This is a genomic window from Enterobacter sp. PL1, from assembly GCF_945957325.1.
Taxonomy (GTDB): domain Bacteria; phylum Pseudomonadota; class Gammaproteobacteria; order Enterobacterales; family Enterobacteriaceae; genus Enterobacter; species Enterobacter roggenkampii.
Genome location: NZ_CAMFKT010000001.1, coordinates 223579 through 235287, shown reverse-complemented (window position 1 = coordinate 235287; position 11709 = coordinate 223579). Strand labels below are relative to the sequence as shown.

Annotated in this window: 10 protein-coding genes; 4 read left to right on the top strand and 6 right to left on the bottom strand. The window is 60.1% G+C overall.

Going from position 1 to position 11709, the window contains the following annotated elements; translation table 11 throughout:
- From N6P30_RS01180 to N6P30_RS01165, 4 genes are all read left to right on the top strand, one after another.
- Nucleotides 1-2667 (top strand): response regulator, encoded by a 2667-nt coding sequence (locus N6P30_RS01180; RefSeq protein ID WP_023292374.1) that lies wholly within the window; start codon nucleotides 1-3, stop codon nucleotides 2665-2667.
- On the top strand, nucleotides 2664-4838 hold the full coding sequence (locus tag N6P30_RS01175) for a glycoside hydrolase family 2 protein (protein ID WP_023292373.1): 2175 nt from the start codon (nucleotides 2664-2666) through the stop codon (nucleotides 4836-4838). The genes N6P30_RS01180 and N6P30_RS01175 overlap by 4 nt, the downstream gene beginning before the upstream one ends.
- 94 nt (nucleotides 4839-4932) lie before the next feature.
- Nucleotides 4933-5220 (top strand): VF530 family DNA-binding protein, encoded by a 288-nt coding sequence (locus tag N6P30_RS01170; RefSeq protein WP_023292372.1) that lies wholly within the window; start codon nucleotides 4933-4935, stop codon nucleotides 5218-5220.
- Nucleotides 5221-5227: 7 nt separating this feature from the next.
- The gene (locus N6P30_RS01165; protein WP_008501680.1) at nucleotides 5228-6520 is read left to right on the top strand and encodes a glycoside hydrolase family 10 protein; all 1293 of its coding nucleotides are present in this window, start codon (nucleotides 5228-5230) and stop codon (nucleotides 6518-6520) included.
- A 38-nt stretch (nucleotides 6521-6558) separates the two neighbouring features.
- On the opposite strand, the gene dsbG is transcribed toward N6P30_RS01165, so the two are convergent.
- The 6 genes from dsbG to N6P30_RS01135 all read right to left on the bottom strand — a co-directional run bounded on the left by dsbG (nucleotide 6559) and on the right by N6P30_RS01135 (nucleotide 11492).
- On the bottom strand, nucleotides 6559-7317 hold the full coding sequence (gene dsbG / locus N6P30_RS01160; protein ID WP_023292371.1) for a thiol:disulfide interchange protein DsbG: 759 nt from the start codon (nucleotides 7315-7317) through the stop codon (nucleotides 6559-6561).
- A gap of 41 nt (nucleotides 7318-7358) precedes the next feature.
- Complete coding sequence (locus N6P30_RS01155) at nucleotides 7359-7970, bottom strand: DsbA family protein (RefSeq protein WP_023292370.1); 612 nt, start codon at nucleotides 7968-7970, stop codon at nucleotides 7359-7361.
- 7 nt (nucleotides 7971-7977) lie between these two features.
- The gene (locus N6P30_RS01150) at nucleotides 7978-10002 is read right to left on the bottom strand and encodes a protein-disulfide reductase DsbD family protein (RefSeq protein ID WP_023292369.1); all 2025 of its coding nucleotides are present in this window, start codon (nucleotides 10000-10002) and stop codon (nucleotides 7978-7980) included.
- A 48-nt stretch (nucleotides 10003-10050) separates the two neighbouring features.
- Nucleotides 10051-10422: a hypothetical protein gene (locus tag N6P30_RS01145; RefSeq protein WP_023292368.1), complete on the bottom strand. Its 372-nt coding sequence runs from the start codon at nucleotides 10420-10422 to the stop codon at nucleotides 10051-10053.
- Between the two features lie 87 nt (nucleotides 10423-10509).
- Nucleotides 10510-11067 carry an RNA polymerase sigma factor gene (locus N6P30_RS01140; protein ID WP_023292367.1) on the bottom strand — a complete coding sequence of 186 codons (558 nt, stop codon included), beginning with the start codon at nucleotides 11065-11067 and terminating at the stop codon, nucleotides 10510-10512.
- A gap of 5 nt (nucleotides 11068-11072) precedes the next feature.
- Nucleotides 11073-11492 carry a hypothetical protein gene (locus tag N6P30_RS01135; RefSeq protein WP_023292366.1) on the bottom strand — a complete coding sequence of 140 codons (420 nt, stop codon included), beginning with the start codon at nucleotides 11490-11492 and terminating at the stop codon, nucleotides 11073-11075.
- Nucleotides 11493-11709: the final 217 nt, after the last annotated feature.

Sequence of the window (11709 nt, the reverse complement as noted above, 5' to 3'; positions counted from 1 at the left end):
ATGAGCGCATTCACGTACGATCTTAACGCGCTGCCGGCCGCCGTCATGATTTATGACGCCGAGGAACGCCTGCAGGCCTGGAATCACAACGTGGCCCTTTTTTATCCGGTCATCACCCCGTGGCTGAAGGTGGGCACAACGCTGGCGTCGCTGGCGGAACGCTTTATCGACGCCGTTTACAACGTCGACCCTGGCCTTCGCCAGACGCTGCGCGAGTCGATCGTGCGCAACTGTCGGCAGGATAAACACTGCGAAGTGCGGCAGGCAGGCCAGCGGCGGATCTTCGTCCAGCACCAGCGCCTTGCGGACGGCGGCATTGTCAGCCTGCACAGCGATGTCACGGAGCTGGATGAAGCGCAGCGGGCGCGTCATCAGCTGCATGACGATTTTCTGCTGACGGCAGAATCCATCCATATCGGGATCTGGGACTGGCAGGTGTCTGGCGACACGCTCCAGGTCAACGATACCCTGCTTGCCATGCTGGGCCAGTCGCGCACCCAGTGGCGATATCCGGTGCGTTTTCTGCTCAATCAGGTCCACGAGAACGATCGCGCTGCGCTGCGCAAGGCGCTGCACGCGTCGAAGCAGGATCATCGTCCGGTCTTTGAATGTGAAATTCGCGTGCATCACCCTACCGAAGGTCTGCGCTGGATGCTGCTCTCCGGCCAGGTGGTCACGCTCTCCATTGAGGGAAACGCCGAGCGCGTGATTGGCACGCTGCAGGATATTACGCGCCGCAAGGAGGCTGAAATTCAGGCGTTCGCCTCGGCCATTGAGGCACAAAAAGCCAATGAGGCAAAAAGCGCGTTCCTGGCGAATATGAGCCATGAAATTCGCACCCCCATGAACGGCATTATCGGCATGACCCAGCTGTGCCTCGATACCTCTCTCAGTGCCGATCAGCGCGATTACCTGACGCTGGTGATGAGTTCTGCCCAGTCTTTGCTGCATATCATCAACGACATTCTCGACTTTTCCCGTATCGAAGCCGGCAAAGTGGAGCTGGAGGCGGAGCCCGTCCCGGTCCGCCCCTTCATTCAGTCGCTCATTCGCCCCCACATGCCGGGGGCGAGCGAAAAAGGCATTGAGCTGCTGGTCGATATTGCGCCCGACGTTCCCGACGTGCTGCTGGTCGACGGCGCGCGGCTGCGCCAGATCCTGACCAATCTGCTGGGTAACGCGCTGAAATTTACCCATCAGGGGGAAGTTATCCTGATTGTTGAGCCCGACGATAGCGCGGATCGATGGCGTTTCCGGGTGTGCGACAGCGGCATTGGCATACCGGCAGATAAGCAGAAAGCCATTTTTGAAGCCTTCAGCCAGGCGGATAACTCAACCACCCGACGCTATGGCGGTACGGGGCTCGGGCTAACCATCTCAGCGCGACTGGTCGCGGCGATGGGCGGCGAATTAACGGTCTCCAGCGAGCCGGGGAAAGGCAGCGAATTTTCCTTCGTGCTACCGCTTGCGACCCAGGCGCCCGGCCCGGAGGAACGCCGGCATAGCCATCGCTTTAACGGGGAACCCGTGCTGGTGGTTGATGATAACGCGACCAACCTGCGGCTATTGGCCGCCATGCTTAGCCAGATGGGGTTGAAACCCACCTGCGTTAATAATGCCAGCGAGGCCATCAACCGGGTTAAAACCGGAACGGCATGGCCCCTGATCCTGCTGGACGCGCAGATGCCGGATATGGACGGCGTGTCGCTGGCCCTCGAACTTTCGGTGCTGCCGCAAGTTGCTGAGAGCCACATCATCATGCTGAGCTCCATGAGCCGACATTTTGATATCAATATGCTGAAGCGGATCGGTATCCAGAACTACCTGCACAAACCTATCGCCCAGAATGAATTGCATCAGGCGATTGCCGCGGCGTTTGAACGTGCGCCAAAGACGGTGTGTGAAAGCGCGCCCGCGCCCACCGTCGCGCCGGACACGGCCGGGCTCAGGGTCCTGCTTGCGGAAGATAATCTGGTCAACCAGAAGGTCGCCGCGCGCCTGCTTGAGCGGCTCGGGCACACCTGTCAGATCGTCGATAATGGCGTCGCACTGCTGGAACGCTGGCGCGCGGGCGTGTGGGACGTTTTGCTGATCGATCTTCAGATGCCAGAGATGGACGGTGAAACCGCCATTCGCCTGCTGCGTGAAGAAGAACGCGCCCGGCCCGGACCGGCGCAGCCCACCGTCGCCATGACGGCACACGCCATGCAGGGGGATAAAGAGCGCTGTCTTCAGATGGGTTTCGACGGCTACATTGCCAAACCCATCAGCCAGGAGCGTCTCGCTGAGGAGATTGCTCGCGTGCTCCCGCGCCACGATGACCCTTCCGCCTTCCCGGATGAAGCACGCCTTCTGAAGCAGTGCGCTGACGACCCTGCTCTGGTCCAGGAGCTGCTGGCCCTGTTTGGCGAAGGGCTGGAGGAGGCCATGAAGGCCATCACCCTGGCTATCGACAGCGACGATCGTGAAGCGCTGCGCCGCGCCGCCCACAAGCTGCGAGGAGAAGCCGTCACGCTGGATTTCGGGCGACTCGCCCGTCAGCTGCAGGCGCTGGAGAGCGAGGCGCACACGCTGGAAGGGCAACAGCTTGCGGCGCTAAACCAGCAGCTTCAAAAGGAATCGCTGCGCCTGATGGCGTGGCTCAACGCGCGCGGGGTAAACGCATGATGACTCGCAACTGCGCGCTGCTCGTTGCCCTGTTGACCACCCATACGGTGGCGAACGCTGCGCCGGTCAGCTGGTCTCTGGCCGGAGAATGGCAGGTTCAGGATGCCAATGACAGCGCACATCCTGCCGCATCAGGCTGGCGCCCGCTTCAGGTCCCCGCCAACTGGTACAGCGCCGGGTACGATCATCAGGGCGCGCTGTGGTACAAGCACGCGTTTTCCCTGCCCGTGCAGCCGCCCGACGTAATGAGCACCCTGGTGTTTGACGGCGTCGATTACCTGGCCGAGGTCACCCTGAACGGCCAGCCGCTGGGCCAGCATGAGGGCTATTTTCAGCGCTTTTCGCTGGATGCCGGTCAAGCGTTACAACGTCACAACCGACTGGTGGTCAGGGTGGACAGCCCTTACGAAGATCCCACTAAGGTCTGGCCGCTGCATAAAACGGTCATGAAGGGGATACTTAACCAGCATGACACGCGTCCCGGCGGGGCCTGGTCGCCGCAAGGACAGGACGCCAACTCGGGCGGCATCTGGGCACCGGTGAGGCTGCATCTTAGCCGGGGCGCTACCCTTGATGAGACCATCCTGCGACCAGACTGGTCACAGGGTCTGATGCACCCCGCGCTGAAAGCAGATATTCGCTATCGCGCGCTCGGTCAGGGCCCGGCGACCGTGCGGCTCACCGCCACGCCCGCCAACTTCAGCGGCAGGCGCTATCAGGCTGACTTTCCGGTTACCCTCGAAAGCGGCGCCCATTCCGTGCAGGTGACGCTGCCCATGCCGAAGGCAAAACTGTGGTGGCCCGTCGGCACGGGGAAACCGCACCTGTATACCATTCGCGTGGCATTGCGGGATGAAAACGGCCTGATGGATACGGCGGTCACCCGAACAGGGCTGCGCAAGATCGTCGAGCAGCCCGACAATAAGGGCTGGCTCATTAACGACAAACGCCTTTTCATTAAGGGCAGTAATTACATCGGATCCCCCTGGCTCAGCACCATGACGCGAGAAAAATACCGTCGCGATCTTCGTCTGGTGGAAGCCATGAACGCCAACGCCATACGCGTGCACGGACACGTTGCCGGACGTGCGTTGTATGACGTGGCCGATGAGATGGGCATGATGATCTGGCAGGATGTTCCGCTGCAGTGGGGCTACAACAACAGTGCGGCTTTCACGGAAAATGCGGTTCGACAGACGCGGGAGATGATCGAACAGTTCGGTAATTCCCCCGCCATCATCGTCTGGGGCGGGCATAACGAACCGCCGTGGAACTCGCCGTGGATGGAAAAACGCTTCCCGGACTGGAATAAAGATCTGAATCGCGCGCTCACGCAAAAGGTGGCGGATACGCTTGCCGAAGATACCTCGCGCATCGTGCACCGCTTCTCCGCCGTTGAGGAGCATTACTGGGCGGGCTGGTACTTTGGTACCGTACGCGACCTGCTTGCTCCGGCCAAAACGGGGATCATCACCGAGTTCGGCGCGCAGGCGCTTCCCCGCTTATCGACGCTAAAAACCATCATCCCGGCGGCGTCGCTCTGGCCCAAAACGACCGCCGCTGACGATCCCGGCTGGACCGTCTGGAAATACCATAATTTTCAGCCCTTCCAGACCTTTAAGTTTGCCGGTATTTCGCGTGGGGACAACATTCAGGCGATGATCCGCAATACTCAGGCGTACCAGTCGCAGCTGGTGGCCACGGCGGCAGAGAGCTACCGTCGACAGCGCTACCAGCCGGTGACGGCCCTGTTCCACTTCATGTTTGTGGAAACCTGGCCCTCCATCAACTGGGGCGTGGTGGACTACCTGCGTAAGCCTAAAGCCGGGTTTTACGCCTTAAAACGCGCCTACCAGCCTGTTTTGCCGTCCATTGAACCCGTCACGGCGCAGTGGCAATCCGGGGCGGCGGCGACCGTGCGTCTGTGGGCCATCAACGATACCTGGAAACCGTGCCGCGAATGCCGTCTGAGCTGGCGCATCACCCAGCGCGATATGGTGCTGGCAAAAGGCACGACGACAACGACGATCGCAGCAGACTCGGGAACGATGGTAAAAGCGGTCACGGCCACGCCCGTGGGCCAGGACGACGTGTCGATTCGGTTTACGATTGAAAACAGCGCGGGAAAAATTGTCGGCGAAAATCAGCGCACGGAGTCCGTCATAAAGTAAGCGAGGGGAAAAGGAAAATTGCCGCTTCCCCTGCTTTCTTGTACCCTTTCAGCGTTTACCCCAATCCCCTGAAAATCGAGACATCCGGACGCCTATGACTGCACATATTTCCAAAGATCCTTTGCATGGCGTAACGCTGGAGATGATGGTCAACGCCCTGGTGGCGAAATATGGCTGGAGCGAGTTGGGTGACCGCATCAAAATTAACTGTTTCAGAAAAGACCCCAGCGTTAAATCGAGCCTGAAATTTCTGCGCCGCACCCCGTGGGCGCGCGCGGAGGTTGAAGCCCTGTATCTGGACTCTCTCAGCGATGAGGGAAATACAGAGCAGGCGGCGCCCGCCTTTAATCCCTGGGCCAACAGCAGGATTATCAAGAGCTAATACGCAAATGACGCGACACGTAAAACGGATTGGTGCGCTGGCTGCCTGCGCGCTTTTACTTGTAAGCTGCTCCTCAAAACCACCCAAATCGCTGGTTACCCCTCTTCCTACCGTCAGTAAACCGACGCCGCAGGCAAACGCTCCGATGCGCGGCATCTGGCTGGCGACCGTCTCGCGTCTCGACTGGCCGCCGGTGGCCTCGGTGAATGGCCGCAGCGCGGACCAGCGCATCGCGATGCAAAAGCAGGCGCTGATCGCAAAGCTCGACAACCTTAAGCAGCTCGGCATCAACACGGTATTTTTTCAGGTGAAGCCGGACAGCACGGCGCTCTGGTCATCCAAAATTTTACCATGGTCAGATATGCTGACCGGCAACATCGGTGAGTATCCGGGATACGATCCGCTGCAGTTTATGCTCGATGAAGCGCACAAGCGCGGCCTGAAGGTCCATGCCTGGTTTAACCCCTATCGCGTGTCGACCAACACCAAACCGTCCACCATCGCCGCCCTGAACCGGACGTCATACCAGACGCCGTCCAGCGTTTATGTCCAGCACCCGGAATGGGTCCGCATCTCGGGTGACCGCTTTGTGCTCGACCCGGGCATTCCGGAGGTGCGCGACTGGATAACCAAAGTGGTGACCGAAGTGGTGGCGAACTACCCGGTAGACGGCGTGCAGTTTGATGATTACTTCTATGCCGAATCGCCGGGATCCGCGCTCAATGACGCGCAGAGCTGGCGGCAGTACGGCCAGGGGTTTGCCTCAAAAGCCGACTGGCGAAGACACAATACGCAGCAGCTGATTGTCCAGGTCTCCCGCGCGATCAAGCAGACAAAACCCAACGTGGAGTTTGGCGTCAGCCCGGCGGGCGTGTGGCGCAACCGCTCCTTTGACCCGGCAGGCTCCGACACCCGCGGTGCCGCGGCCTATGATGAATCCTACGCCGATACGCGTCAGTGGGTGCAGCAGGGCCTGCTGGACTACATCGCGCCGCAGATTTACTGGCCCTTCTCCCGGGATGCCGCACGCTACGACGTGCTGACCAGATGGTGGGCCGACGTGGTGAAGCCGACCCACACTCGCCTGTATATTGGTATTGCGTTCTACAAGGTTGGCGAGCCGTCGAAAAAAGAGCCGGACTGGACGGTTCAGGGCGGCGTGCCGGAGCTGAAAAAGCAGCTCGATCTCAACGATTCGCTGCCCAACGTCAACGGCACCATCCTGTTCCGGGAAGATTACCTGAACCAGCCGCAGACCCAGCAGGCGGTAAACTATCTCCGTGGACGCTGGGGTAGCTAAGTCACGAGCAGGCAGAAACGCCCGTTTCTGCCGGTTTTTTACGGCTTCGGCCCGAACATCGCCTCGAGCTGCTGCGCATCCGGCATCCCCACCACCTGCTGCAGCTCGTTTTCCGCATTCAGATAGTAAATTGCGGGCGTGGCGTTAGCGCCCAGGCTGTCCATCAGCGCCTGATTTTTCTGTAGGATCGCAACCGTTTCGCGGGAAGCCTCGCCTTCAGGCTTGGGCAGTTTTTTGCCGCCGGAAAGCTCGTATTCGCGCCAGGCCGAAACCGGATCTTTCGCATTCAGTATGGCGGCGGCGTTGCGCCCGCTGTTGGGGTTGAGGAACGCCACCAGCAGCGTATTGAGCTGCACCTTACCGGCCTTGACCCAAGGCTGCGCCTCGGACCAGAACTGCTTGCAGTACGGACAGAACGGATCGGCAAAGACAAAGACCTTGCGCGGGGCGCTATCCGCCCCTTCCTTCAGGGGATGCGCCGCGTTGAGGTTCTTCCACATCTCGCGTCCCATCGGGGCGTAGATCTCTTTCTGGAAGTAGCCCTCGCTGAGGTTCTTCCCTTTGTCATCATAAAGATAACCTGAGATCACGTGCTTGCCGTCCGGCGTGAGAAAGAGCGTCACGCCCATATCCTGATACTGCCCCAGCCAGGCTGGCGCCCCGCCCGGCGCATCCAGCTTCTTGATGATGTTGATCTGCTGCTGCTCGCTGAACTGCTTCACCACATCCGGTATGGCTTCAGCCGCCTGTACCAGCCCTGACGTCGCCAGCGCCGAAAGTAACAGTAATTTTTTCATTTCCCTCTCCGGTTTATCGGGGGCATTACGCCCCCTTCAGGTTAGCGGTTTTTCAGTGCTTCACTGACCATTTCGTCGAATTGTTCGAACGGCACCCAGCCGGGAAGCAGCCCCTCGCCGATAAGCGTGGCGGGCGTGCCCTGGATCCCCATTTTTTCCGCCACAATGAGGCTGCGCCTGATCGTCAGAAAACTCTCCTCGTCCGGCGTCGTCACGCTCACGCCCGCCCGCTTTTGCGCCTCCTGAATGCTGGCGTCATCGTGGTACCCCTTTTTCGCCATCAGGGTGTGGTTCAGCTTCATAAACTGCTCAGGATGCGCACGCCAGACGGTTAACGCGTCTCGTGCGGCGGTCAGCGAACTTTCCGAGCGGAAAGGTAAAAACTTAAAGACCACCGCCACGTCCGGATGTTTTTCGACAATCTTCTCCAGGTACGGATCGAATTTTTTACAGTACGGGCAGTTGTAGTCGGTAAACACCACCAGGGTGAGCTTTGGGTTTTTCGCGCCGATGCGCGGGGAGTTTGGATCGTTAAACAGGAAATCAGCGATCGTCTTCTGCGCGCGCTGCTCCTGGTCCGGCGTCAGCGGCTGCGCGGCGAATACCTGAAGCGGGGCCAGCAGGAGCAGAAGCGTAATAAGGAATTTTTTCATGACACAGTTAGCCTTTTGCGTTGTTCAGGGTGGTGACCAGGGTGCGCTTGTCCAGCAGCGGCGAGAGGATCTCGCCATCAGGCAGGCCGGGGCCATACACCGCGTTAAACGGAATGGCGTAGCGGTTTCGCTTCGCCAGAAAATCCGCGATAAACGCGGACGGCTGGCTCCAGTCCCCTCGCAGGGCCACCACGTCCGGCTGGCGCAGCGCGGCAATCACGTCCGGCTGACTGAGTACGCGGTGCTCGTTAACTTTGCACGTCACGCACCAGTCCGCGGAGATATCCACAAACACCCGTTTCCCCTGCGCCAGCGCGTTCTCGATAGTCTCTTCACTGAGCGGCTGCCACGGGATAGTCTGCGCAACGCTTTGTGCCGGAGCGTCAGGCGGCGCGTTAAGCAGACCGCGCACCTGATACCCGCCGAACGCCGACAGCGCGATGACCACCACCCAGAAAAGCGGCGAAGATTTTTGCCCCTTTAGCGCAAACAGCACCAGCGCGACGGCAGTCAGCCCCAGAATCACGATCTGGCTGACCGCCTCGCCCAGATGCACGCTCAACAGCGTCGCCAGCCAGAGGCTAGAGGCCAGCATCATCAGGCCGAGGATGACCCTGAGCGTGTTCATCCAGCGGCCGGGTTTGGGCAGCAGCATGGCCGTTTTCGGCACCAGGGCAACGAACAGCCACGGCAGGCTCATGCCCACGCCGAGCATCAGGAAGATCAGCCACAGGGCGTGCAGCGGCGCGCCAAGGGCAAAGGCGACCGCCGTACCGAGGAACGGCGCGGAGCACGGCGTCGCCAGCAGCGTGGCGAACATCCCTTCGCAGAAGCTGCCGCCGATCCCCGCTCCCCCTGCCGTCGCCAGCCGTCCGGCGGCAGAAGAAGGCAGCAGCATTTCAAACGTTCCAAACAGATTCAGCGCAAAGAGGAAGGTCACGGCGACCATCAGGCCGATAAACCACGGGTTCTGGAACTGAATGCCCCACCCCAGCGACGCTCCGGCCAGCTTCAGCGCGGTGACCATCCCGGCCAGCAGGATAAAGGAGGTGAGGATCCCGGCGCTGGTGGCGAGGAAGCGCAGCCGGATGGCACGCCTGTCCGATCCCGCCTGCAGGATGCTGTTAAGCTTCATGCCCATTACCGGCAGCACGCAGGGCATCAGGTTGAGGATCAGCCCGCCTAATAGCGCAAAGAGCACCATTTTTCCCGTCCCGTCCGGTGCGGAGGTCTCTTCGGGCGTTGGCCCAACGGTCATGGTGGTTTGCTGCGCCCGATCGCCGTTGGTCAGCACAAACGACAGCCTTTTACCTGCCAGCGAGGCGGGCTTATCGCCCCATTCGTCGGTCACGGGCACCGTCACCCGAAGCGCAGTGCCGTCGTGTTTAATGACCGGCTCGCCGGGCAGAATATCGCCCTCCAGCGGGTCAAAGTAGATACCCGGATTATCCCATTTTCCGTCCGTCGTCCCCGTCACAACCAGGTTACCGTCAGAAAGCCAGGCGGAAAGATCCGACGACACACCTGATGAGTCCGGCACGGCGCGCATCGCCTGTTCGAAGGCGCTGCGGAAATCCTGATCCACCGGCTGGGTAAAATCGAGATGCAGCGGGTAGTCCGTCAGCAGACACACGTTGCTGCACGTGGAGAGCGTGAGCGTCCCGTCGAGCGTGTCGCCCTTCACCCCGTCGAGAACGATCGGGATAGTGACCTTATCGTGATAGCCCTGCGTGGTCATGCCGGAGATATCGAAACGCGACGGTACCGGCCAGGACCAGCTTTCCGTTACGCCGTCCGGCCAGCTGATTTTCGGGGCCACGCCGCCCTCGCCCGGCGATCGCCAGTAGGTTTTCCAGCCGGGCTTTAGCTCAACGGTGAGCAGGCCTTTAACGAGCGTTTGCTCCCTCTCCGCCTGAAAGCGGATGCGGGCGTGATCGTTTTGTGGGGAGACCAGCCAGCCGGTGTCCGCCGCATGGACAATGCCGATGCAGGACAGCCACAGGAAGACGAATCCCCTGAAGAGGTTAACCATGTTGTACTCCGTGAACAGTGAAAAATTATCGTGTGGTGACGATGTTTTTCATTCACGGAAAACGCAGTTTTTAATGTGTATTCGGGGAGGTGGTGCCTGAACGGGCTGTTCCGCGGGAGCCAGTGCCCGCCCTTGCGTCAACAGCTGCAGCAGCGCGAAGAAGATAATAATGGCCGGTAACGCACCGTCGAAGAACAGCGGCTGGGCGCAAAGCAGCGAGTGCGCGCCGAGCTGACACGGCGACGGGCCGGGTTGTTCAGTGTTGCTGGTTTGAGCCGGGGCATCTGTACTCAGCGAAATCTGCGGATCCAGTCCCTGTAAAAAATGGTTGAGCATCACCGCACGCTGCACGAGGCAAAGCGCCATCGCGAGACAGGTGATAATCAAAAGCCATTTTCCGAGGAGCTGACGGTTGCGCATAACATTCCAGAGTGACAAGACGCCCCGATCATAAACGATAGTGATGAATCTACAAGTGCCGGAAGTGTAAGGTTTTGTCTGCCGCCGCTATTCGCCCGTCAGCGCGTCATAGACGTCCCGCAGCCGCGTGCGCAGAAACAGCACCGCCTTGTGCTTGCGGGATAACAGCGCCTGTTCGCTGGCGCCGGTCTCCTCTGCCAGCATTTTAATGCTGTAGCCGTGGAGCTCGGTCTTTTCAAACGCCTCCCGCTGCGGCGGCGGGAGTTCTGACAGCGCCTGGCCCAGCTCTTCCCACAGCAGCGTCTTGAGGTACTCCTCCTCCGGCGTGTGCGGTACGCCGAACAGGGTTTCGGCCAGCTCGTCTTCCGGAAAACCCTCGTCTTCGCCCGTAAAATAGCCGGAGAGGGACACCTCACGCTTTTTGCGCGCCCGGTCGGTCATCTCGTTACGCGCCGCGCGGAACAGCCAGGCGGCAACGTTTTCGACCGGCTGCTCCACTTTCATCAGCTGATACGTCACTTCCTGCAAAATGTCGTCGGCATCATCGCGCACGGACGTCCGTCCGCGAATGAAGGCTTTCAGCCGGGCGCGGCAGGCATTGAGCGCCGACATCAGCATGGATCCGCCCGCCTCCCCGGCTTTCATCTCGCTCACTCCGCGTCCGGCGCTTTTGGCGTAGCGTCATCGCGCTTATCGTCACGATGGCCGTGCCAGCCGCAGTGACCGCGTCCGTGGCGACCAAACCCTTCGCGACGCTGCTGAATAAACGCCTCACGCTGTTCGGGCGTCATGTTCATCCAGCGCTCGTGCATGCGGCGGTGCGCGCCAAACATCCCGGGGCGGAAACCTAAGCCGCCAAACAGAATGCGGCTCAGCACCAGAATGCCCAGCGCCTGCCAGAATCCAATGGCCTTCACGCCCAGGATGGCCGGGAGCAAGGCGTTCCACAGGGACATCACCAGCAGGCCGAGCACGATGAAAATCACCGCGCCGATGACTAAGCCCTTGCCCATACGGTGGCGACCGAATCCGCGCCCGTGACCTCTGCCGTGCAGTTCAAAATCTCTCATGGTGTTTACCTCGTTTGCAGTAATTGATTATGGCGTGTGATGAGGTAGACGGATGAGGGAGGGAAATATTGCTGGGGTGAAGGAAAATTTTTGTGCTGACACTTTTGGACTCATAGCGGTAACGGCTGGCGGGTGCTACGAGTCGCTTGCAGGCAAATCATCGCGTACGAAGAATTCGCTTAACAAAAACGGACATATTACTGATTGCAGACAAGAA

Coding starts and splice junctions, on each gene's coding strand:
- N6P30_RS01180 (WP_023292374.1), top strand. CDS start 1: ATGAGCGCATTCACGTACGATCTTAACGCGCTGCCGGCCGCCGTCATG.
- N6P30_RS01175 (WP_023292373.1), top strand. CDS start 2,664: ATGATGACTCGCAACTGCGCGCTGCTCGTTGCCCTGTTGACCACCCAT.
- N6P30_RS01170 (WP_023292372.1), top strand. CDS start 4,933: ATGACTGCACATATTTCCAAAGATCCTTTGCATGGCGTAACGCTGGAG.
- N6P30_RS01165 (WP_008501680.1), top strand. CDS start 5,228: ATGACGCGACACGTAAAACGGATTGGTGCGCTGGCTGCCTGCGCGCTT.
- dsbG (WP_023292371.1), bottom strand. CDS start 7,317: ATGAAAAAATTACTGTTACTTTCGGCGCTGGCGACGTCAGGGCTGGTA.
- N6P30_RS01155 (WP_023292370.1), bottom strand. CDS start 7,970: ATGAAAAAATTCCTTATTACGCTTCTGCTCCTGCTGGCCCCGCTTCAG.
- N6P30_RS01150 (WP_023292369.1), bottom strand. CDS start 10,002: ATGGTTAACCTCTTCAGGGGATTCGTCTTCCTGTGGCTGTCCTGCATC.
- N6P30_RS01145 (WP_023292368.1), bottom strand. CDS start 10,422: ATGCGCAACCGTCAGCTCCTCGGAAAATGGCTTTTGATTATCACCTGT.
- N6P30_RS01140 (WP_023292367.1), bottom strand. CDS start 11,067: ATGAAAGCCGGGGAGGCGGGCGGATCCATGCTGATGTCGGCGCTCAAT.
- N6P30_RS01135 (WP_023292366.1), bottom strand. CDS start 11,492: ATGAGAGATTTTGAACTGCACGGCAGAGGTCACGGGCGCGGATTCGGT.